The organism is Xanthomonas phaseoli pv. dieffenbachiae (genome assembly GCF_008639345.1).
In the GTDB taxonomy this organism is placed as follows: domain Bacteria; phylum Pseudomonadota; class Gammaproteobacteria; order Xanthomonadales; family Xanthomonadaceae; genus Xanthomonas; species Xanthomonas phaseoli.
The window spans coordinates 2,678,160-2,699,676 of sequence record NZ_CP041380.1 but is presented as its reverse complement, the minus strand read 5'-3'; the positions used below and the strand labels follow the sequence as shown (position 1 = coordinate 2,699,676).

Genomic DNA, 21,517 nt, shown 5'->3' with positions numbered 1-21,517 from the left:
AGGCGCTGCGCGACGTCCTCGCGCATTCCATGCTGCTCGTCAGGCGGCCTTCGCCAGTTCGGCACCGCTCGCCCGCATCTAATGAAGAGCCAGCATCGCTGCCGGCTCTGGCGCGCCAAAACCGCTGCGATCCTACGCTGCAGTATTGTCCAGCAGCGGCATCAGCTGTGCTTCAAGCAGGGCACGGCGCCATTGGCCCAGCGCCGCAGGCCAGCTGCGCTGTTCCATCAAGGTTTCCAGGTGGCGGCGCGAGGCCAGCAGGCCGTCCGGCAAGCCGAGTTCGCGGCTACGTTGCGCCACCGTGTCTTGCAGCCGCTTGAGTAAGGCCTTGTTGCCGTCGGTGGCGGCCTGCGCCAGCGGCGCGTGCTCTTCGTCCGGAAGCGGGGTGTTGAGTGCATCCCACACCGCGTTGGCGAGCTTGCGCGGCGCCTTGGGAAATTTATCGAACTGCCGCAGCAAGGCTTCCGGATCGGCGGGTGGAAACCGCGCCAGCTGGCTGGCCAGTTCGTTGTCCAGGATCCAGCTGCGCGGGCGATCGCTCTGCCGTGCCTGCAGGTCGCGCCAACGCAGCAGGCGCAGCAGCCGGCGTTGCGCTGCCGGTTCCAAGAACTGTGCGGCACGCAGGCTCACATGCGGCCAGCGCTCGCCATCGTCGTGCTCCACCGTGGCGAGCAGGCGGTCGGCGTCTTCGGCCAGCCACTCCAGCCGGTTCTGCTCGGCGAGGCGGCGGGTGAGCTCGTCGTGGATCGCAAACAGATAGCGCACGTCGTCGGCGGCATATTCCAGCTGCGCCGGCGACAGCGGGCGACGCATCCAGTCCGAGCGTGTTTCGCCCTTGGTCAGCAAGGTGCCGGTGACTTCCTTCACCAGTTTCTGGTAGCCCATGCCACCGCCGACACCGGCCAGCGCCGCGGCGATCTGGGTGTCGAACAACGGCCGCGGCAAGGCGCCACACGCGCATTTGAACGTGACCAGGTCTTCGCTGGCGCTATGCATCACCTTGACGATGTCGGTGGCGGTCAACCACTCCTTGAGCGCCGCATTCATGCCCGGGATCAGCGGGTCGATCAGCAGGCTCTCATCGCCGATGGCCATCTGCACCAGGGCCAACTGCGGCCAGTAGGTGCGTTCGCGAATGAATTCGGTATCCAGGCCGATACGCGATGGTCGCGCTGCCTGCAGGCGGTCAGTCAGCTCGGAGGGGTGGGTGATCCAATGGGGCACGTGATTTCCGTCGGCGGCAAGGGTTTGCGCAGAGCGCGCAGAATAGCCTAACGTCGCGATCGCCTGTCGTGCGGCAGAGCACTGGAAGGAGCAGGTGGTGGGTGAGTGCGGTGACCGGATGGCAGCGTGGGCAATGGTCGCGCCCAGAGCGGCTGGCAAAACGCCTGCGCAGCCAGCAGGCGGGCGCGGCCGCGGTGCGGAAGCGACATCCAGCATGCGTACGCTTGGGTTCATGCGCACCGGCCACGCCCGCCCGAGCGCTGCTCGCTTTGTTTTGTTGGCCGCGCTTGGCCTGTGCGCCTGTTCGCGCACGCCGACGCCCGCACCTGCGGTCGCGCCGCAACCGGCGCCTGCCGCCGTGCCGAGCAAGCCGAACGTTTCCATCGGTGGCGAAGAATCCGCCGAAACCGTGGCGCAATGGCAAGCGCCGGTGGTGGACCTGGGCGACGAGCCCCTGGCGCAGGTGCGCAAGCGCGCCGACCAGGCATTGCGGGAAGACCGCCTGTATCGCGATGCCGGCGATGCGATCCCGTTGTATCTGGCGATCCAGCAGCGCGCCGGTGGCAAGGATGCAGCCAGCCGGCGTGGCCTGGAGCAGGCGCGTGGCCGGTTGCTCGAACGCGGCGCAGCGCTGATCGAACAAACCGAGCGCCAGGACGACGCGTTGGAGCAGGCGCGTGAAGTGGCCTTCGTCGCGCTCGCTCTGGCGCCACAGGACCCGAAGGTGCGCGCACTGCAGCGCGAGGTGGAAACGGCGCAGCGCGTGCTGGCGTTCAACCGCGCCGGCGAAGACGACCTGCGCGGCGGGCGGCTGGGCGAAGACGGCAATGGCGCGCTGGTGAATTTTCGCGACGCTGCGCAACTGGATCCGGACAACCCGCGCACCCGACAGGGCCTGGCCGCCGTGGAAAGCGGCCTGCTGGAGCGCGCCGAACAGGCGGCGCAGGCGAGCGACTTCATCGGTGCCCGTTACTGGCTGCAGATGGCCGGGCAGGTACGCGAGCGTGCGCCCACCATCGCCGATGCACGCGCGCGGGTGGAACGCGTGCGCCGGGCGCAGATCGCCGCGTTGCACGACGCCGGCCTGCACGATCTGACCTCGCCGCGCGGGCTCAAGGCGGCCGGCGAGAAACTTGCCGAAGTGCTGCGCATTGCCGACCCCGGCGATGCGGTGGCCGGCGATCTGCGCCGCCGGCTGGAATTGGCCACCCATTACGGCAGCTTCCGGCCCGGGCAGGTGTTCACCGACGGGCTCAAGGTCGGCGGGCGCGGGCCGCAGATGATCGTGGTGCCGCATGGCGCATTCCAGATGGGCGCCGGCGATGCCGAACCGGGCGCTTCCGACAACGAGCGCCCCGCCCATTACGTGCGCTTCGCACGCGGCTTCGCGTTGTCGATCACCGAGGTCACGGTTGCCGAGTTCCGCCAGTTCGTCGACGCCACCGGCGCGCGCCCGCGTGCCACCCGGCGTGGGCATTCGGTGGTCTACGACGAGCGCAGCGGCAACTTCATCCGCCGCAGCGGGGTGGACTGGCAGTCCGACTACAACGGCGCCCAGGCCGCGCCCAACAGCCCGGTGATGCACGTCAGCATTCGCGACGCCGAAGCGTATGCGTCCTGGCTGTCGGAACAGACCGGCCGCCATTACCACGTGCCCAGCGAGGCCGAATTCGAGTATGCGGTGCGTGCCGGCACTACCGGACGTTACCCGTGGGGCAACGCGGGCTCGCCGCCGGCCGACGCCGGCAACTTCACCGGCGGCAACGACGTTTCGCGCAGCGGCCGGCATTGGAACAACGGCTTCGTCGGCTACGGCGATGGCTTTTGGGGCCCGGCGCCGGTCGGCAGTTTTCGCGCCAACGCCTGGGGGTTGCACGACATGGGCGGCAACCTGAGCGAATGGGTGGCCGACTGTTGGCACGCCAGCTACCGCCGTGCACCGGCCGATGGCGCGGCCTGGTACAACCCGGGCTGCCGGCAACGCATGATCCGTGGCGGCAGCTGGGCCAATTCGCCGCAACAGACACGTGCGGCCTGGCGGCAGTCGCAGGACTCGGACACTACCAGCGCCCGTATCGGCTTTCGCGTGGCACGCGGAATCTAGCGACGACCGGTGGCGCGTGGGCGCATTGCTCGCGTCCGGTGTGACTGCAACATTAGGCTTGCCGTCGCCGTCGCCGTCGCCGTCGCCGTGAACGCGTTCGGCTCGGCCCTGCGTCCTGCGATGTCACGGCGGAAGGCGTTCACTCCGACAAAGTCGGCGGAGGCGCGCGGCTACACAAGCGAGGCATCTCTCTTGTTCGAGGAAGGAACACGGCCGGAAGAGCGCTGCAATCGCGCAAGCGCCTTTGGGAGTCGAGTGTGTGAACCGCACTTGGATTGCGCTACTTCCATCCGACAACGTTCCCAAGGCGACAAACCAGGAGCGGACGTTTGCGCGGCGTCGGCTCCCGGTCCTTCGCGTTGCAGTGGGCGCCGGCAGGCACGCGCTGCGCTGACCAGGCGCTATGCGCAATAGCTGGGATTCAGTTGGCTTAACAGCAACGAACACCGCGTGCATTCGCGGTGAAACCGGTCGTGTCTGCTGTGGTCAAATCGCAACCGCTATCAAGGGACTGCCGTCATGGGCATGGGGATCAAAATGTTTCGTTGGGTGATTGCGATCCTGCTGATCGGCGGCAGCGGCTATGCCGTGGCGCGGCATCTGCAGGACAGTAATACGGCTGGGCATTACGGTTCGGTCGAAGTGATTCGCCCGGAGGGTACGCCGAAGGCGATGGTGATCCTGCTGCCCGACAGCGATCATCCGCAAGACGGCCAGAAGCTGGCCGACCTGCTGAGCAACGATGGCGCGCTGGTGGCGGTGGTCGACACCGCTAAGTACCGCGAACGCGTGCGCTCGCACCAAGCCGCCTGCAGCTCGCTGGCCGACGACGCCGAGCGACTGGGCAAGAAACTGTTGCGCGCCGAACATGTCGATGCGTTCCTGCCGCCGGTGCTGGTGGGGCAGGGCGACGGCGCGGTGATGGCGCGCCAGGCGGTGGCTTCGGCCGCGCCCGACGTGCTGGGCGGCGCGGTGGTTGCCGATGCCGGCAGCCAGGATCCAGGTCTGGCATGTTCGCGCGATCTGCCCAATGCCAGTCAGGGCTTCCTGGACGATCTGGCCGACGCATCCAGCCCGATGCAGATCGCCGCGGCCACGCGCGGGCACTTCCTGGCTGCGCAGTCGCAGGGCCTGGGCGATCTGCCGCTGGTGGAACTGCACGCTCCCGGCAGCGACCGTCTGGTGGTGATGTTGTCCGGCGATGGTGGCTGGCGCGAGCTGGACAAAGGCATTGCCGCGCAATTGCAGCAGCAGGGCGTGTCGGTAGTGGGCTGGAATAGCCTGCGCTACTTCTGGGGCAGCCGCACGCCGCAACAAGTTGGTGCGGATCTGGACCGGGTGATCGCCAGCTATCGCCAGCGCTGGCACATCCAACACGTCGCCCTTGTCGGGTACTCGTTCGGTGCCGATGTGCTGCCCTTCGCCTATCCGGAACTGTCGCCCCAGCAACGCGCCTCGGTGCAGTTCGTCAGCCTGCTCGGCCTGGGGCACGAGGCTGACTTCAAGGTCCGCGTCGGTGGCTGGCTGGGCTGGCACAACGACGCCGAGCGCGATGTGGAACCGGCCATCCAGGCGCTGGACGCGCACCGCCTGCAATGCATCTACGGTAACGAAGAAAAAGACACGCTGTGCCCGGAGCTGCGCGCACGTGGCGTGCAGGTGCTGGCACGTCCGGGTGGGCATCACTTCGATCACGACCCGGTGGTGCTGGCCAATCTGTTGATGGAGGGCTGGCAGCACGCAGCGCAGACGCCGATCGCGCAGACAACGAGTCGTTCCTGATGCCGCTTGCAACCAGCCAAGCGTTGCATAACCTTTTCCGGAGCGGTTGATCGACAAGCAATGCTTGGCACTGAGCACCTTCAACAAACGAAGGTGCCCGACGCTGAAGCGCGGCTGGCGAGCCTATTTCAGCGAAATCGCGGATTCGCCCGACCTTGCGGCGTGTTTCGAGGGCGCACTCTCGCGCCGCGCAGAGCCTAGTGTCACTGCGTGCAATGGGCACCGTCGACGAGTGCATGTCAGCGCCCAGCGCCGGCATTGCCGCCGGAACGACAGTGCTGCGCACGGCGTGCGGTCAGCTTTCGCCAGACTCCACACGCACCTGGATGCTGCCATCGGCCAGCTGCGCGCGCAGGCGTTCGCCGGTGACCACCTCAGCGGCGCTGCGCACCACGCTGCCGTCGGCAGGGCGGGTCACGATGGCGTAGCCGCGCGCGACCGTGGCCAGCGGGCTGACCGCTTCCAGCGAGCGCGCAATGCTGCGTAATTGCAGCTGATCATGCTGCAGGCGGCGTTGCATCGCCGCCTGCGGGTGCAGTGCCCGCAGGCGTTGCTGCAAGCCGGCCAGATGGCGTTGCGGGTTGTGCGATTGCAGCTGCGTCTGCCCGCGCTGCACACGTGCCTGCAAGCGTTCGAGCACGTGCATCATGCGCGCGCGCAGCTGGCGGCCGGCCTCTTCCTGGCGGCGATGGAGCAGTTGCAAGCGCGCCTGCGGGCTCTGCGCACGCAACCGCAGTGCCAGCCGGTCTGCGCGTTGCATCGCGTTGCCCAAGGCGTGTTGCTGCAGTTGGGTCATGCGCGCCTGCGCACGCCGCACGCGCGCGAGCAGCTCGCGTTGATCGGGCACCAGCAGTTCGGCCGCGACCGAGGGCGTGGGCGCACGCACGTCGGCCACGAAATCGCTCAGGCTGAAGTCGGTCTCGTGGCCCACGGCAGACACCACCGGCGTCTGCGCGGCGGCGATCGCGCGTGCCAGGCGTTCGTCGTTGAAGGCCCACAGATCCTCCAGCGAGCCGCCACCGCGGGTGATCAGGATGACGTCGTAACGCCCGGAGGCATCGGCGCGTTGCAGCAGCGAGGTGATTTGTGCGGCAGCGCTGTCGCCTTGCACCAGCGAGGGCAGCAGGTCCACTTCCAGCAGCGGAAACCGCCGCGCCAGCACGCTGAGCACATCGCGTACCGCCGCGCCGCTGGGCGAGGTGATCACCGCCAGCCGCTGCACATGCGCAGGCAGTGCCTGCTTGCGTTCGGCATCGAACAGGCCTTCGGCGGCAAGGCGCGCGCGCAGTTCGTCGAAGTCCCGACGCAGCGCGCCTTCGCCGGCTTCTTCCAGATGGTCGAGCACCAGCTGATAGTCGCCGCGCGCTTCGTACAGGGTCAGGCGCCCGCGCGCGAGCACGCGCAGGCCTTCGCGCGGCTGGAATTTCAGCCAGGTGCTCTTGGGCTTGAACATCGCGCAGCGGATCTGCGCGCGCGCATCCTTGAGCGTGAAATACAGATGTCCCGACGAGGGCCGGGTGACGCTGCTCAGTTCGGCCTCTACCCACACCAACGGGAAGCTGCCTTCCAGCAGGTCGCGCGCCAGCGAATTGAGCTGGCTGGGAGTGAGGATCTGTTCGTTGCGGTCGGCCATCGCTGCATTATCCCGTAGCGACGACGGTCATGGGTGATTGGCTGGCGAATGCCGATGCCAACGGTGCCGCACCGTTGGCCAACGCAAGCGCGTGCAGGCCGCAACTGCCGCATGCGAACCACGCTCACAAGTGGCCTGCGCGGATCAAAGACCGTGTTGCGCCAGCGCCCAGCCAACGTGTTCGCGCACCAGCGCCGAGTCGTCGTGGCGACGCGCTTCCAGTGCGGCCAGGACCTCTGGCGTGCCAGGCGCGTTGCCCAGGCCCACGGCAATATTGCGCAGCCAACGCTCGTGTCCGCTGCGGCGAATCGGGCTGCCCTCGGTGCGGCGCAGGAAGTCGCCTTCGTTCCAGGCGAACAGCTGCGGCAGCGTCGCCACATCCAGCTCGTTGCGGGCGCGGAAATCGGCTTCGTCAGTGCGCTTGGCGAACTTGTTCCAGGGACAGATCAGCTGGCAGTCGTCGCAGCCGAAGATGCGGTTGCCGATCGGCTTGCGCATGTCTTCGGGAATTGCGCCATCGTGTTCGATGGTGAGGTAGGCGATGCAGCGGCGCGCATCCAGCCGGTAGGGCGCGATGATGGCTTGCGTCGGGCAGATATCGATGCAGCGCGTACAGGTGCCGCAATGCGCGGTCGCGGGCGTATCGATCGGCAGTGGCAGGTCGAGGTAGATCTCGCCGAGAAAGAACCACGAACCGCCGTTGCGATCGATCAGGCAGGTGTGTTTGCCGATCCAGCCCAAGCCGGCATTGCGTGCCAATGCGCGCTCCAGCACCGGCGCCGAATCGACGAATACGCGGAAACCGAATTGGCCAATTTCGCCCTGGATGCGCTCGGCCAGCTTCTGCAGACGGTTGCGCATCAGCTTGTGGTAGTCGCGCCCCAGCGCATAGCGCGCCACATAGGCGCGGTTGCCGTCGTGCAAGGTGTTCCAGGCCTCGGTGTCGTCCTTGCGGCCGTAATCCATGCGAACCGACAACACGCGCAGGGTGCCGGGAACCAGTTCCTGCGGGCGCGAGCGTTTGTCGCCGTGCTGGGCCATCCAGTGCATGGTTCCGTACAGGCCTTCTGCCAGCCAGCTGCGCAGATGCACTTCATCCTCGCCCAGTTCGATGCCGGTAATGCCGCAGCGTTGAAAGCCTGCTTCGCGCGCAAGCACGCGAATGCGCGCAGCGGCATCGGCAGGGTCGGGGCGGGCAAGGGCGGCAGACATGCCGACAAGTATAGAATTCCCGGCATGTACGCACCGCTCGCTCTTTACGACACTGCCGCCGCGCGCACGCTCGATGCGCAGGCCACCACGCTGCTCGGCGGCGATGGCTACACCCTGATGCAACGTGCCGGGCAGGCGGCCTGGCAGTGGTTGCTGGAGCGCTGGCCGCAGGCGCGCCGCATCGTGGTGGTCTGCGGCACCGGCAACAATGGCGGCGACGGCTATGTGCTGGCGCGTCTGGCACACCGCGCAGGGCGTCAGGTCCGTGTGGTGCACCTGCCCGAACACGGCCCCGCCTCGGACCTGGCGCAGCGCGCCTGTACCGACTACCTCGCCGTCGGTGGTGCAATCGAATTGTTTCCGTATCCGCTGGCGCAGGCCGATGTGATCGTCGATGCGCTGTTCGGCATCGGCCTGAATCGTGCACCGGACGATGCAACTGCCGGGTTGATCGACGCCATCAACGCGGCGGACGTGCCGGTGTTTGCGCTGGATGTGCCCAGCGGCATCGATGCCGACCATGGGGTGGCCTTCGGTGCGGCGGTACGCGCAGCACTGACCTTGCAGTTCATCGTGCCGCATCTGGGGCTCTACACCGGCGATGCGCTGGAACATGCCGGCGAGCGTGAAGTGGCGTCGCTGGAGGTGCCGGTTTCGGCATTCGACGGGCTCGCACCAGCCGCCCACGGCTGGAATGGCGATGCCCTGGCGGCGCAGTTGCGCCCGCGTCGTCGTAACACGCACAAGGGCGAATCCGGGCGGGTGTTGTGCGTGGGCGGCAATCTCGGCAGCGGTGGCGCGATCATGCTGACCGCCGAAGCGGCGTTGCGCAGCGGCGCCGGGTTGGTGCAGGTCGCGACGCGCGCCGAGCATGTCACGCCACTGTTGGCGCGCTGCCCGGAAGCGATGGCGCGTGCCATGCAGGCCGACGACGACATCGCCACATTGGCCGAGGCCGCAGATGCAGTCGCGCTCGGGCCCGGGCTAGGGCAGGACGCCTGGGCGCAGGCGTTGTGGCGCGCAGCGCTGGGCGCCGCTACGGCGATGGTGATCGATGCCGATGGGCTGAATCTGCTGGCCGCCAACGACGTTGCAGCGCGTGGTCCGCGCATCTTGACGCCGCATCCGGGCGAAGCCGGCCGTCTGCTGGGCCTTTCGACCCGACAGATTCAGCGCGATCGTCCGGCCGCTGCTGCGGCACTCGCAAAACGCTACGACGCAGTGGTCGTGCTCAAGGGCGCCGGCACCGTGGTCGCCTCGCCAGGTCATCTGCCGCGCATCATCGACGCCGGCAATCCCGGCATGGCGGTCGGCGGAATGGGCGATCTGTTGACCGGCGTCATCGCGGCATTGCTGGCGCAGGGCTTCTCGCCGTTCGATGCCGCCAGCCTTGGCGCGTTGTTGCACGCCTGTGCCGGCGATGCGGCAGCGCACGCGGGCGAGCGCGGCCTGCTGCCCACCGACCTGCTTCCCGAGCTGCGCCGCCTCTCCAACGCTGGAGCCATTGCATGATCGACCTCAACGGACAACTGCACGACGTGCAGGCCACCGAAACCCTGGGCCAAGCGCTGGCCGCAGTGCGACCGGCCAGCGCGGTGGCGCAGTTGCATGGCGACCTCGGCGCGGGCAAGTCCACGCTCGCGCGCGCGCTGCTGCGTGCGCTCGGTGTCACCGGGCCGATTCGCAGCCCCACCTACACCTTGGTCGAACGCTATCCGCTGGCAACCGGCGATGAAGCCTGGCATCTGGACCTCTACCGCATTGGCCATGCCGGCGAGCTGGATTTCCTCGGGCTCGACGAGGGCAGTGCGAGCTTGTGGCTGGTCGAATGGCCCGAACGCGGTGCTGGGGTGCTGCCGCCGGTGGATCTGGATGTCGAGCTGGCCGTGGCTGGCGAAGGCCGCAGCGTTCGGTTGCTGGGCCGCAGTGCGATCGGGCATGCCTGGATGGAAAGCTTGTCGCAGCAGCCCCAGTTGCAGGCCCTTTTTGCTTCCTCACGAGAAGAATGAACGCCAGGTTATGGATTATTAAGGGAAATTGCCTTGCAATTCACACAGTTGGATGCTTGAATCCAGCGCCATGACACCGGGGATTCGCCAGTTCTGTCTTTCCGCCCTGACCGCCAGCTTGAGCCTGGCGGTTTTTGCTGCTTGGGCCGGTGAAATCACGGGTGTTGGCGTCAGTACCGGAGCCACCGGAACCCGCGCGGAAATTCAGCTGGCCGGCAGCGGCGGCTTCAAAACGCTGTCGCTGGCGAACCCGACGCGCCTGGTTGTCGATTTTCCCGAGTCCTCGGGCGTGCGTGGTCTCAAGCTGCCGCCCGCTGCCGGATTGGTGACCTCGGTGCGCACCGGTCAGCCGGTGCCTGGCACGTTCCGTGTGGTGTTCGAATTGGCAACGCCGGTTACGCCGCTCAAGCCGCAGATGCAGACGCTGGGTAGCGTGTCGACCTTGGTGATCGAATGGCCAGGCGATCCGACGCCGGCGGCGGCCTCCGCAGTTGCCGCGGCTGCACCAACGGCAGTGCCGGCGCCGCGTCCGCTCAATGCGCAGGCCGAAGCTGCACGCGCAACTGCCGCCTTGGCTGCGTCTGCGCAACGGGCCTCGTCGGTGCCGCCGCCCCAGCCGTCGACTCCGCCGCCTGCACCGCCTGTGCCGGCATCGGCGATGCCCACCGTTACCCAGGCTCCGGTGCCGACCACTGTCGCCACCGGTGTGCCGACGCCTCGGCCTGCTACCTCCGCGAGTGCACCAGCGCCGACCGGCGTCGCCGGCAACGCGCCGAACCGTGCTTCAGTGACCAACGCCAACGTCAACGCCAACGTAGCGTCCGGAGCGGGAGTGGCGGGCAGCAGTGCATCTGCAGCTGCCATCTTGAATGGCGGCAGGGCACCGATGGGCGCACCTTCCGGTAATGCCGCAGCAACCGTCCCCAACAATGCGGTCAGCAGCGTGGCTGCCGAAGGCGACGACGACCTGCCGCCGCGCCCGGTGCTGCCAAGCGAAGCGTCGCGGATCAAGATGGCACCGGGCATGCGGCCGTTGATCGTGGCGATCGACCCAGGCCACGGCGGCCAGGACCCGGGTGCCATGGGCCCCACCGGTAAGCGCGAAAAAGACGTCACCCTGGCGGTGGGGCGTGAACTGGCACGCCAGGTCAACGCCACGCCGGGCATGAAGGCCTACCTGACCCGCGATACCGACGTGTTCATTCCGTTGCCGATGCGTGCGCAAAAAGCCCGCGCCGCCAAGGCCGACATCTTCATCTCCATCCACGCCGACGCCGCCGAAAACCGCAGCGCCACCGGCTCCTCGGTGTATGTGCTGTCGACCAAGGGAGCCTCGTCGCAACGTGCGCGCTGGCTGGCCGACAAGGAAAATGCCGCCGATCTGGTCGGCGGCGTGCGCCTGCAGCAAACCGAGAGCACCCTGGCCAACGTGTTGCTGGACCTGGCCCAGAGCGGACACATGAAGGCTTCCGAAGATGCCGCCGGCCACGTGCTTGGGGGGTTGAAGCGCATCGGCAACAACCACAAGCCGCAACTGGAGCGCGCCAACTTCGCGGTGCTGCGCACCTCCGACATGCCGGCAATGCTGGTGGAAACCGCCTTCATCTCCAATCCGGATGAAGAACGCCGGCTGATCGATCCCGCTTACCAACGCAAGATTGCCGGCGCCGTGCTCGACGGCATCGATACCTTCTTTACCCGCCAACCGCCGCCAGGTACCTTGTTCGCCGCGCGTGCGCAGGCCGAAGCCGATGCAGTGGGCACCGTGGCCGGCGGCAGCCGCTGACCCGCTCGGCTATCATTCCGCACTGATTCCTTGATGACGGCGCCTGGCGCCGCCGGATTGCCGTGCCGACGTCTGTCTTGCCTGTCACACCGCCGATCTACCGCGTTTCGCGCGTGCCGCACGGGAGCGTGCGCTGATGGCGATCCGCCAGTTGCCCGAGATTCTGATCAACCAGATCGCTGCCGGCGAAGTCGTCGAGCGGCCCGCATCGGTGGTCAAGGAACTGGTCGAAAACGCGCTCGATGCCGGTGCCACGCGCGTGGATATCGAGCTCGAAGAAGGCGGCGTCCGGCTGATCCGTATCCGCGACAACGGTGGCGGCATCTCCCCGGACGAACTGCCGCTGGCGGTGTCGCGGCATGCCACCAGCAAGATCGCTTCGCTGGACGACCTGGAAACCGTCGCCACGCTTGGTTTTCGTGGCGAAGCCTTGCCGTCGATCGCCTCGGTCAGCCGCTTTACCCTGATCTCGCGTCGCCCCGACGCCGAACACGGCTTTGCATTGGAAATCGACGGCGGCCGCCTGGGCGAGGTGATTCCGCGTGCGCACGCGCCAGGCACCACCGTCGAAGTGCGCGAACTGTTCTTCAATGTGCCGGCGCGGCGCAAATTCCTGCGTGCCGAACGCACCGAACTCGGCCACATCGAAGAGTGGCTGCGTTCGTTGGCGCTGGCGCGGCCGGATGTGGAATTGCGCGTCTCGCACAACGGCAAGCCGTCGCGGCGTTACAAGCCGGGCGATCTGTATTCGGACGCGCGGCTGGGCGAAACGCTGGGCGACGATTTTGCGCGTCAGGCCTTGCGCGTGGACCACAGTGGCGCCGGCCTGCGCCTGCATGGCTGGGTGGCGCAACCGCATTACTCGCGTGCCAGCACCGACCAGCAATATCTCTACGTCAACGGCCGGTCGGTCAGGGACCGCAGCGTGGCGCATGCGGTGAAGATGGCCTACGGCGATGTGCTGTTCCATGGCCGGCAGCCGGCCTATGTGCTGTTTCTGGAGCTGGACCCGGCGCGCGTGGACGTCAACGTGCACCCGGCCAAGCACGAGGTGCGTTTCCGCGAAGCGCGGCTGATCCATGATTTCGTCTATCGCACCTTGCAGGATGCCTTGGCGCACACCCGTGCCGGCGTTACCCCGAACAGCATCGGTAGCGAAGGCGCCACCGACATGGGCGGCACGTTCGGAGGAATGGGCAGTCTCGCTGGCAGCGGCGCCCCGCGTGATGGCAGCACATCTGGCAGCGGCAATGGCACGTATGGCTACGCCAGCTGGACGCCTTCGCAAACGCCGTTGGGACTGCGTGTGGACGAGGCCCGCGCCGCCTACAGCGCGCTGTATGCGGCGCCGCCGAGCAGCGCGCAGCAATCGGCAGGCATGCCGAGCATGGCCGGCACCGGATTGCCGGCAACTGCAGAAGACAGCGGTGTGCCGCCGCTCGGGTATGCCATCGCGCAACTGCACGGCATCTACATCTTGGCCGAAAACGCCGAAGGTTTGATCGTGGTCGACATGCACGCGGCGCATGAGCGCATCGGCTATGAGCGGCTAAAAAACGCGCACGACAGCATCGGCCTGCACGCACAGCCGTTGCTGGTGCCGATCACGCTGGCGGTGGGCGAGCGCGAAGCCGACACCGCCGAGCGCGAAGCGGAGACCTTGGCCACGCTCGGTTTCGAGATTACCCGCGCCGGCCCGCAGTCGCTGCACGTGCGCAGCATTCCCGCGCTGCTGGCCAATGCCGAGCCGGAGGCGCTGCTGCGCGATGTGCTGGGCGATCTGCGCGAGCATGGTCAAAGCCGCCGCATCGCCAGCGCACGCGACGAACTGCTCTCCACCATGGCCTGCCACGGCGCAGTGCGCGCCAACCGCCGCCTCACCGTGCCGGAAATGAACGCGCTGCTGCGCGATATGGAAGCCACCGAACGCTCGGGCCAGTGCAACCATGGCCGACCGACCTGGGCGCGGTTTACGCTGAGCGATATCGATCGTTGGTTCCTGAGGGGGCGTTGATGGCAGTGCATGGGGGGAAGGGCTGGCTGCTCGGCATGCTGGTCGCAGCAGCGGTGGTCGGTTGCGGGCGCGATGCGCCGCCGCCGGCTGCGCCGGTCGCACTCGACAAGACATTTCTGGCCGACACCGCCGCCTGGCGCGAAGCACGGATGAAGGAACTGCGCGCGCCCGATGGCTGGACCAGCCTGGTTGGCCTGCATTGGCTGTCGCTGAAGGCGCATTACATCGGCAGCAGCGCCGACAGCGGTATCAAACTCGCGGTAGGCCCGCCGAAGATGGGCATGGTGTCCACCGAAAACAACGCGGTCTGGTTCGTGCCCGAGCGTGGCGCAGCGCTGACCCTCGATGGCAAGCCGCTGACCAGCCGGATCCGCTTCCAGTCCGACCGCGATCCGCAGCCCACCCTGATCCATTTCGACGACGGCAAGGGCGTGTTGAGCCTGATCCATCGCGGCGACCGCTATGCGCTACGGGTCAAGCATGCCGACGCGAGCTCGCGCACGCACTTCGCTGGCCTGGACTATTGGCCCTTGGATCCGTCCTGGCGCATCAACGCGCGCTATGTGCCCAACGCCGTCGGCAAGACCATCCCGATCGTCGACATCGTCGGCATCAGTAGCGAGCAGCCGAACGCGGGCGCGATCGAGTTCGAGCGCGACGGCAAGAGCTACCGACTGGAAACCATCGGCGAGCCGGGGCGGCCGATGTTCGTGGTATTCGCCGACCGTACCAGCGGCCACGGCAGCTATCCGGCCGGACGTTTTCTGGATCTGGACGTGCCCGATGCCTCGGGGCATGTGATGGTCGATTTCAACCGCGCCTACAACCCGCCATGCGCGTTCACCCCGTTCGCCACCTGTCCACTGCCGCCGCCGGAAAACCGCATCGATCTGGCGGTGTCGGCAGGCGAGAAGGCCTACAAGGTGCCGCACTGACATGCGCGGCATCTACACGTGCGGAGAAGCCTCGTGACCAGGCGACGGACACTGTCGACGCGCAAACGGATTGCCGCCTGGTGCAGCGGCGCGCTGCTCGGCCTGACCTTGTGGAGCGGGGCGCTCGTACCGGTATGGGCGCGCGATGCCGGCGACGTGCCGGCAGGCCCGCCGGTGCCGCTGCTGTGGAAGATCGATGGCAAGGGCGGCACGCTGTATCTGCTGGGCTCGTTTCATGTGCTCAAGCCCAGCGACTACCCGCTATCGCCGGATGTCATGCAGGCCTTTGCCAAGGCCGACCGCCTGCTGTTCGAATTGCCGCCTGACGATGCGCAATCGCCAGAGCTGGCCGGTCGCATGTTGCACGCGGCACGGCGCACCGACGGGCGTACGCTGCAGGACTCGCTGGATGCGAAGACCTGGCAGGCGCTGAGCGCCTACGCCCGCAAGTACGGCATGTCGCTGGCGAGCCTGCAGCCGCTCAAGCCCTGGTTCGTGGCACTGACGATCAGCCTGGCGGAGATGACCCGGCAAGGCATGGACCCGAACGCAGGGCTGGACCATTACCTGATGGAACAGGCGCAGGCGCGCGGCAAACCGGCCGACGGCCTGGAGCGCGCCGCTGAGCAAATCGCCTTGCTCGATGGCATGTCGCCGACCGAGCAGCATCAGCTGCTGGAGGAATCGCTGGACGAGGCCGATGCCACCGACCAGCTACGCCAGCTGCACGCCGCCTGGCGCAATGGCGATGTGCGGACGCTCTCCACGCAGATGGCCGAAGACATGCGCCGCCAGTATCCGGCGCTGTATCAGGACATCAATGTCGAGCGCAATGCACGCTGGGTGCCGCGGCTGGAACAGCGGCTCGGCAAAGGCAGCGGAACCACGCTGGTAGTGGTCGGTGCGCTGCATTTGCTGGGCAATGACGGGGTGGTGGAGCGTATGCGTGCACGCGGCTACCACGTGGAGCGGATCTGCTCGGCCTGCACGAAGCAGGCCAGCCACTGAGTGGTTGCGCCTGGGAGCGTGACGCTGCTGGCGCAGCGTCCGACGATTGAAACAGTCGACACCACGCCGCGACCAACCCGCAGGTGGCATGGTCGGCGCAGCGAAACCGGAATGTCCGAGGAGTACATGAGGATTCCGGTCGCCGGCCGCATCTGCCGGGTGGCTGCCAAATCGTGGTGTTGGCGCCCTTAGCCGCGGTTGCGGGCCTTGCCGGTCGTGCCGTGGTTGCCACCGGCCGAGCCGTGCGTGCCGGTTCCCATCGGGCCACTGCCCAGGCCGCTCGCCCCGGGTGGGTTCGGCGGCGTGCCAGGGCCACCCGGGCGACCGAAGCCGGCGCCGAAGTTGCGCTGGAACTCCTGCCACAACTCCAGGTTGCGCTCGGTCAGCTGATTCATCATCGCCCACGGGGTCTGCCCGAGCAGGTTGCCCATCTGTTGACGGAACTGCTGCTGCTGGTCGAGGAACACCTGCATGCTGCGCTCCAGGTAGTTGCCCATGAAGCCCTGCAGCGAGTCGCCATAAAACCGGATGATCTGGCTCAGCAACTGGGTGGAGAGCATCGGCTCGCCGTCCTGCTCGCGGTCGGCGATGATCTGCAGCAGCACTGCACGGCTGAGGTCTTCGCCACTTTTGGCGTCGCGTACTTCGAATTCTTCGCCATCGATGATCAATTGGCGCACATCTTCGATGGTGATGTAGCTGGAGATTTCCGTGTCGTAGAGACGGCGATTGGGATACTTCTTGATGATGCGAAGTCCGGCCATGGAACGTTCACCCACACTGATAGTGCGCGCAGGATGGCGCACCGCAGCAGCGCTTGCAACAGCCAAAACGCCTTATTTGCTTAAGCGGACACATTAAAAATGTTGCGCAGCATGGTTTTTGAGCAAAATCCATGCTGCACCGCAAAGTTGCAGCAAACGTTACCAGCCCATGTGGTGGCCGCCGTTGATGTCCAGGTTCGACCCGGTGATCCAGGCAGCCTCTTCCGCAACCAGAAAGGCCACTGCGTAGGCGATCTCTTCCGGCCGGCCCAGGCGACCGGTAGGGATGTCGGCCACGATCTTGGCGCGCACTTCTTCCGGCACCGCCATCACCATGTCGGTGGCCACGTAACCGGGCGAGACCGTGTTGACGGTAACCCCGAAGGCGGCGTTCTCGCGCGCCAGCGAAATGGTGAAGCCGTGCATGCCGGCCTTGGCGGCGGCGTAGTTGGCCTGGCCATACTGGCCCTTGAGCCCGTTGATCGAGCTGATCTGGATCACCCGGCCCCAGCCGCGTTTGCGCATGCCCTCGATGACCGGGCGGGTCACGTTGAAGACCGAATTGAGGTTGGTGTTGATGACCTCGTGCCACTGCTCGGCACTCATGCGATGGAAGGTGGTGTCGCGGGTGATGCCGGCGTTGTTGACCAGCACCTCGATCGGCCCCAGCGAGGCTTCGACCTCTTCCACCAGCGCGCGCGCATGCTCGGAAGAGGCCACATCGCCGCGAAACAGGGCGACCTCATAGCCCTGCGCCTGCATGCGCTGCTGCCAGTCGCGGGCCTTTTCTTCGTTGCGGAAGTTGCTGGCGACCCGGTGGCCCTGGTCGGCCAGGCGCTTGCAGATGGCAGTACCGATACCGCCGGTGCCGCCGGTGACCAATGCGACGCGAGATGTCATGACGACTCCAATCAACAAGTGAGGCTGAGGGCGATTCGGGGGCGCGGCAATGCTGCGCCCCGGCGCCGGTGCTGGGCCGCAATTCTAGTCACGCTGGAGGTCGGATGCGTACACATCGAGGTCCAGCTCGCATTGGCGCGGAAGCAGCCGTGGCGAAAAGTGCTGCACGGCGTGCTGCAGCAGGGTTTCCACGGCTGCATGCCGCGGCAGCGCGTCGGCCTGTTGTCCCAAGGCGACCCAGGCGGCGTGCAGGACCGGCAGTGGATCGGCGTCGTCCAGTGCGGGCGCGTCGTGCGACTTGGACAGCTTGCGGCCGTTGCGATCCAGCATCAGTGGCAGGTGCACGTAGCGCGGCTGCGGCAGGCCCAGTGCGCGCTGCAGCAGCATCTGGCGCGGGGTGGAGTCGAGCAGGTCGGCGCCGCGCACCACATCGGTGATGCCCTGCGCCGCATCGTCCACCACGACCGCCAGTTGGTACGCCCAATATCCATCGGCGCGGCGCAGCACCACATCGCCCACCTCGGCGTAGACGTCCTGCAATACCGTGCCTTGCAAGGCGTCGTCGAAGCCGACTGGCGATTGCGGCGGCACCCGCAGGCGCACGGCACGGCGCTCGCCCAGTGGCGCGACGCAGGCGTGGTGGATGCCGCCCATGTCGGCCAGATCGGCACGGCTGCAGCTGCATTCGAATGCCTGGCCGGTTTCCAGCAGTTGCGTGATAGCGGCGGTGTAGGCCGCATCGCGCCCGGACTGCCGGATCACCGGCAGGTCCGAGTGCAGCCCGAACGCGGCCAGCGTGCGCAGCTGACGTTCGCTGGCGCCGGGTTCGGCACGCGGCGGGTCGATGTCTTCGATGCGTATGCACCACTGCCCCCCGGCATGCCGGGCCAGCAGCCAGCTGCCGAACGCTGTCAGCAGGGAGCCGAAGTGCAGGGGGCCGGTGGGCGAGGGCGCGAAGCGGCCGAGATAGGAGGGCGATGGCATGGGCAGCTGAATCGTCGGTCAGGTGCTTGCTTGATTTCAAGCCGCAACACCCGCAGATCCGCATCAGTTCACCCGCATCCGTGGAGCCATCGCGCCATGTTCAACCGCATTTTCCTGTTCCTGCTGACCAATCTTGCGGTGCTGATGCTCGCCGGCATCGTCATGTCGTTGCTGGGCGTCAATCCCGCGCAGATGAGTGGCCTGTTGGTGATGGCCGCCATCTTCGGTTTCGGCGGCTCGTTCATTTCCTTGCTGCTGTCCAAGTTCATGGCCAAGCGCAGCACCGGCGCGCAGGTCATTACCGAGCCGCGCACGCCGACCGAACGCTGGTTGCTGGAGACCGTGCGCCGCCAGGCCCAGGCTGCCGGCATCGGCATGCCGGAAGTGGCAGTCTACGACGGCCCGGAAATCAATGCGTTCGCCACCGGTGCCAACCGCAACAACGCCCTGGTGGCGGTGTCCACCGGCCTGCTGCAGAACATGGACCAGGATGAAGCCGAGGCGGTGCTTGGCCACGAGATCGCCCACGTTGCCAATGGCGACATGGTCACCATGGCGCTGCTGCAGGGCGTGCTCAATACCTTCGTGATCGTGCTGGCCCGCGTGGTCGGCGGCATCATCGACAGCGCCTTGTCGGGCAACCGCGAAGGCGGTCGTGGCTTTGCGTACTACATCATCGTGTTTGCGCTGGAGATGGTGTTCGGCCTGTTCGCGACCATGATTGCGATGTGGTTCTCGCGGCGCCGCGAATTCCGCGCCGATGCCGGTGGCGCGCAGTTGGCCGGCCGTAGCAAGATGATCGCTGCACTGGAGCGGCTGTCGCTCAACCATGGCCAGAACACCTTGCCCTCGCAAGTGCAGGCGTTCGGCATCTCTGGCGGAGTGGGCGAGGGCTTGCGCCGCCTGTTCCTGAGCCATCCACCGCTCACCGAACGCATCGCTGCGCTGCGCGCCGCCAGCGGTAGCGCCATGTAAGTGGCCGGATCCGTGGCTGCCTGGCAGGCAACAAAAAACCCGCGCAATGCGGGTTTTTTGTTGCCTTGCGATGGTGCAAACGCGCGGGCGCTGCCGGCATTCAGCCGAACTCGTAATTCATCAGTGGCCCGGTCGGCGCCACGAAATCGCCCTGGACATAGTCCACCCCGGCACTGAAGAAGCTGCTCATCGACTGGGCATCGGCAACGAATTCGGCCATTGTCAGAATGCCGGCCGGTTGCGCGCGCGAGGTGATTTCACGAATCTTTTCCTGGCTCTCCCGCGCCGAGGCGATGTCGCCGGTGATGCCACGATCCAGTTTGAGGAAGGCCGGATGGAAATGCGCCAGCAACTGGAACGAATCCAGGCCCGAGCCGAATTGTTCCAGCCCGACCTTGCAATCCATCGCCGACACCGCAGCCAGGAATTGCTGCGCATTGCGCAGGTGCGTAAACACCTTCGACTCCGGCGTCTGCAGCCACAGCCGTTCGCCGGGGACGCCGTAGACCGCCAATTGCTCGCGGATGGTGTCGATCATTTGCGGGTCCGAGAACGAGTTCGGCCCGATGCGCACCAGCAGGTGGGTCTTGTGCCCGGCACGCTGGCGTTCGCCCAGTTGCCGAATCGCCCGCGCCACCACCCAGCGGTCGATTTCGGTGACCAGGTCGTGCTCTTCGGCAATGGCCATGAATGCGTTCGGCGACATCATTTCGCCGTTGCGTTCCAGGCGCAGGAAGGCCTGATACAGCTCCAGCGGCTCGCCTTGCAGGTTGAGCGCCGGCTGGTAATGCAACAGGAAACCGTCGCCGACCAACGCTTCGCGCAGCTGCTCGACCCAACGTTCGATGCGTTCTTCCTCGGCCCGATCCGCCGCAGCCGGGTCGTAGATGCTGACCGCGTTGCCACCGAGCTCGGCCGTGGTGCGCACCGCTTCGGTACCGCGATTGAGCACCTGGCCGATGCTGGCGATCTTTTCGCCGATCTGCACGCCGCCGATACTCACCGTCACCGTGGCCGAGCGCGTCCCTACGCTGACGACATGCTGCGCGAACGCATTGCGCACGGTTTCGGCCAGCGCATGCGTGCGCGCGTAATTTCCGTTCAACAGTAGGGCGAAACTGTGTTCGCCGAAACGCGCGGCCAACACGCTGTCGTCCAGCACGCTCGCCACGTGCGCGGCGAGCGCCGCAATCAGCGCATCGGCCGAATCCAGCCCGAACTCCGGCAGGATGCGTGCGTAGTGATCCGGCTCGATCAACAGGAAGCCGGATTGGCCCTCGCTGCGGCCGGCCTGCGCGACGGCCTGTTCCAGCGCCACCATGAAGGTGGGGCGATTGAGCAGGCCGGTGACCTGGTCGCGCTGGCGCAAGTCTTCGACCTCGCGTGCCAGTTCCGGGTCGAACTCCTCGCGGCGCCGGAACACCACCTGGATGCACGGCTCGCCTTCATAGGTGGCGGTGGCGAACTCCATCGTGGCCGGGAAGGTGTCGCCTTCCACGCGGCGTGCATCGAGCTTGTACTGCGCCGGCGGCGGCTCGCCCTTGGACATCGCCTTGAGCAGTTGCTTGAAATCGTCGACGTACTGCGCGGCGATCATGTCCAGCAGCGAGATGCCTTCGACATCGTCGAATGACTCGAAGCCGAACATTTCCAGATAGGCATCGTTGGCGCGGATATGCATGCCTTCATGCACGTAGGCGATCGGGTCGCGCGAAGAGGCGATGAGTGCGTCGCAGCGGCGCTCGGTCTCGCGCATCTGCGCTTCGATGCGGCGCAGTCCACGGCGGGCCTGCAGGTCGTCCCATTCCGAGCGCACCAGTGCAAGCAGATGCGCAGGGCGGTGGCGCAATGCAATGGCGCGTACCCCGTGCGAAGCGGCCTCGACCAGGGTGTTCTCTTCGATCCGCTCGGCCAGCAAGATGATCGGGATGTCCTTGCCGCTGCCCGCAATCTGGGTCTGCAAGGCGCTCATGGGGATTTGCTGCGCCTGACCCAGGATGGCCAGATCGATCTGGCCCGACAGCATGCTGGCCAGTTCCTCCTGACTTTGCGGTCGCGATGGACGTACCGCAATGCCGCCGTTGCGCAGCGCGGTGACGATGGTCTCCGCACTCTCCACGCTGTCGTCGACGATCATCAGGCGGAGGGTGAGATCTTTGCCTTTTTGCATGCGCGGCTCCCTAGAGA

General features: G+C 66.6%; 16 protein-coding genes and 2 other RNA genes. 10 read left to right on the top strand and 8 right to left on the bottom strand.

All coding sequences use genetic code 11. The features are described from left to right. Nucleotides 1–132: 132 nt before the first annotated feature. Nucleotides 133–1,224, bottom strand: a complete 1,092-nt coding sequence (rnd, locus tag FLG15_RS12335; RefSeq protein ID WP_150146424.1) for a ribonuclease D — start codon at nt 1,222–1,224, stop codon at nt 133–135. Nucleotides 1,225–1,438: 214 nt separating this feature from the next. Here rnd and FLG15_RS12325 point away from each other — a divergent pair. From FLG15_RS12325 to FLG15_RS12310, 3 genes are all read left to right on the top strand, one after another. Beyond that, a non-coding RNA gene (locus FLG15_RS12325) (sX9 sRNA) lies at nt 1,439–1,507 on the top strand. Beyond that, on the top strand, nt 1,499–3,328 hold the full coding sequence (locus FLG15_RS12320) for a formylglycine-generating enzyme family protein (RefSeq protein ID WP_087944871.1): 1,830 nt from the start codon (nt 1,499–1,501) through the stop codon (nt 3,326–3,328). The genes FLG15_RS12325 and FLG15_RS12320 overlap by 9 nt, the downstream gene beginning before the upstream one ends. Before the next feature lie 519 nt (nt 3,329–3,847). Continuing rightward, complete coding sequence (locus tag FLG15_RS12310; RefSeq protein ID WP_057678707.1) at nt 3,848–5,110, top strand: virulence factor; 1,263 nt, start codon at nt 3,848–3,850, stop codon at nt 5,108–5,110. Nucleotides 5,111–5,405: 295 nt separating this feature from the next. Here the strand turns inward: FLG15_RS12310 and xseA are convergent, their stop codons facing one another. Both xseA and queG read right to left on the bottom strand, forming a co-directional pair. Beyond that, nucleotides 5,406–6,743: an exodeoxyribonuclease VII large subunit gene (xseA, locus tag FLG15_RS12305; protein WP_057678708.1), complete on the bottom strand. Its 1,338-nt coding sequence runs from the start codon at nt 6,741–6,743 to the stop codon at nt 5,406–5,408. 144 nt (nt 6,744–6,887) lie between these two features. Further along, complete coding sequence (gene queG / locus FLG15_RS12300) at nt 6,888–7,955, bottom strand: tRNA epoxyqueuosine(34) reductase QueG (RefSeq protein WP_150146422.1); 1,068 nt, start codon at nt 7,953–7,955, stop codon at nt 6,888–6,890. A 24-nt stretch (nt 7,956–7,979) separates the two neighbouring features. Here queG and FLG15_RS12295 point away from each other — a divergent pair, with 24 nt between their 5' ends. The 6 genes from FLG15_RS12295 (at nt 7,980) to FLG15_RS12270 (ending at nt 15,707) form a co-directional block, all read left to right on the top strand. Continuing rightward, a complete protein-coding gene (locus tag FLG15_RS12295; protein ID WP_057678710.1) occupies nt 7,980–9,467 on the top strand; it encodes a bifunctional ADP-dependent NAD(P)H-hydrate dehydratase/NAD(P)H-hydrate epimerase in 1,488 nt (495 codons plus the stop codon). After that, nucleotides 9,464–9,964: a tRNA (adenosine(37)-N6)-threonylcarbamoyltransferase complex ATPase subunit type 1 TsaE gene (tsaE, locus tag FLG15_RS12290; protein WP_057678711.1), complete on the top strand. Its 501-nt coding sequence runs from the start codon at nt 9,464–9,466 to the stop codon at nt 9,962–9,964. The genes FLG15_RS12295 and tsaE overlap by 4 nt, the downstream gene beginning before the upstream one ends. 70 nt (nt 9,965–10,034) lie before the next feature. Further along, complete coding sequence (locus FLG15_RS12285) at nt 10,035–11,750, top strand: N-acetylmuramoyl-L-alanine amidase (protein WP_150146419.1); 1,716 nt, start codon at nt 10,035–10,037, stop codon at nt 11,748–11,750. A 136-nt stretch (nt 11,751–11,886) separates the two neighbouring features. After that, nucleotides 11,887–13,764, top strand: a complete 1,878-nt coding sequence (gene mutL / locus FLG15_RS12280; RefSeq protein ID WP_057679763.1) for a DNA mismatch repair endonuclease MutL — start codon at nt 11,887–11,889, stop codon at nt 13,762–13,764. After that, nucleotides 13,764–14,699: a DUF1684 domain-containing protein gene (locus FLG15_RS12275; protein WP_057679764.1), complete on the top strand. Its 936-nt coding sequence runs from the start codon at nt 13,764–13,766 to the stop codon at nt 14,697–14,699. The genes mutL and FLG15_RS12275 overlap by 1 nt, the downstream gene beginning before the upstream one ends. 33 nt (nt 14,700–14,732) lie before the next feature. Then, nucleotides 14,733–15,707, top strand: a complete 975-nt coding sequence (locus FLG15_RS12270) for a TraB/GumN family protein (RefSeq protein ID WP_057679765.1) — start codon at nt 14,733–14,735, stop codon at nt 15,705–15,707. A 53-nt stretch (nt 15,708–15,760) separates the two neighbouring features. Here FLG15_RS12270 and FLG15_RS12265 read toward each other — a convergent pair. The 4 genes from FLG15_RS12265 to gluQRS form a co-directional block, all read right to left on the bottom strand. Further along, nucleotides 15,761–15,835, bottom strand: a non-coding RNA gene (locus tag FLG15_RS12265) — sX9 sRNA. A gap of 60 nt (nt 15,836–15,895) precedes the next feature. Beyond that, nucleotides 15,896–16,471 (bottom strand): polyhydroxyalkanoate synthesis repressor PhaR, encoded by a 576-nt coding sequence (gene phaR, locus FLG15_RS12260; RefSeq protein ID WP_031423057.1) that lies wholly within the window; start codon nt 16,469–16,471, stop codon nt 15,896–15,898. Between the two features lie 159 nt (nt 16,472–16,630). After that, the gene (locus tag FLG15_RS12255) at nt 16,631–17,371 is read right to left on the bottom strand and encodes a beta-ketoacyl-ACP reductase (RefSeq protein WP_017159201.1); all 741 of its coding nucleotides are present in this window, start codon (nt 17,369–17,371) and stop codon (nt 16,631–16,633) included. Nucleotides 17,372–17,455: 84 nt separating this feature from the next. After that, entirely contained in the window at nt 17,456–18,355 is a 900-nt protein-coding gene (gene gluQRS / locus FLG15_RS12250) for a tRNA glutamyl-Q(34) synthetase GluQRS (protein ID WP_057679766.1), read from the bottom strand. 96 nt (nt 18,356–18,451) lie between these two features. On the opposite strand from gluQRS, the gene htpX reads away from it, so the two are divergent. Further along, nucleotides 18,452–19,330: a protease HtpX gene (gene htpX, locus FLG15_RS12245; protein WP_008576145.1), complete on the top strand. Its 879-nt coding sequence runs from the start codon at nt 18,452–18,454 to the stop codon at nt 19,328–19,330. Between the two features lie 100 nt (nt 19,331–19,430). On the opposite strand, the gene FLG15_RS12240 is transcribed toward htpX, so the two are convergent. Continuing rightward, complete coding sequence (locus tag FLG15_RS12240) at nt 19,431–21,500, bottom strand: GGDEF/EAL domain-containing response regulator (RefSeq protein WP_057679767.1); 2,070 nt, start codon at nt 21,498–21,500, stop codon at nt 19,431–19,433. Nucleotides 21,501–21,517: the final 17 nt, after the last annotated feature.

Excerpts from the sequence above, each read along its gene's own strand:
- FLG15_RS12310 (WP_057678707.1), top strand. The coding sequence starts at position 3,848 with ATGGGCATGGGGATCAAAATGTTTCGTTGGGTGATTGCGATCCTGCTG.
- xseA (WP_057678708.1), bottom strand. The coding sequence starts at position 6,743 with ATGGCCGACCGCAACGAACAGATCCTCACTCCCAGCCAGCTCAATTCG.
- queG (WP_150146422.1), bottom strand. The coding sequence starts at position 7,955 with ATGTCTGCCGCCCTTGCCCGCCCCGACCCTGCCGATGCCGCTGCGCGC.
- FLG15_RS12295 (WP_057678710.1), top strand. The coding sequence starts at position 7,980 with ATGTACGCACCGCTCGCTCTTTACGACACTGCCGCCGCGCGCACGCTC.
- tsaE (WP_057678711.1), top strand. The coding sequence starts at position 9,464 with ATGATCGACCTCAACGGACAACTGCACGACGTGCAGGCCACCGAAACC.
- FLG15_RS12285 (WP_150146419.1), top strand. The coding sequence starts at position 10,035 with ATGACACCGGGGATTCGCCAGTTCTGTCTTTCCGCCCTGACCGCCAGC.
- mutL (WP_057679763.1), top strand. The coding sequence starts at position 11,887 with ATGGCGATCCGCCAGTTGCCCGAGATTCTGATCAACCAGATCGCTGCC.
- FLG15_RS12275 (WP_057679764.1), top strand. The coding sequence starts at position 13,764 with ATGGCAGTGCATGGGGGGAAGGGCTGGCTGCTCGGCATGCTGGTCGCA.
- phaR (WP_031423057.1), bottom strand. The coding sequence starts at position 16,471 with ATGGCCGGACTTCGCATCATCAAGAAGTATCCCAATCGCCGTCTCTAC.
- FLG15_RS12255 (WP_017159201.1), bottom strand. The coding sequence starts at position 17,371 with ATGACATCTCGCGTCGCATTGGTCACCGGCGGCACCGGCGGTATCGGT.
- gluQRS (WP_057679766.1), bottom strand. The coding sequence starts at position 18,355 with ATGCCATCGCCCTCCTATCTCGGCCGCTTCGCGCCCTCGCCCACCGGC.
- htpX (WP_008576145.1), top strand. The coding sequence starts at position 18,452 with ATGTTCAACCGCATTTTCCTGTTCCTGCTGACCAATCTTGCGGTGCTG.
- FLG15_RS12240 (WP_057679767.1), bottom strand. The coding sequence starts at position 21,500 with ATGCAAAAAGGCAAAGATCTCACCCTCCGCCTGATGATCGTCGACGAC.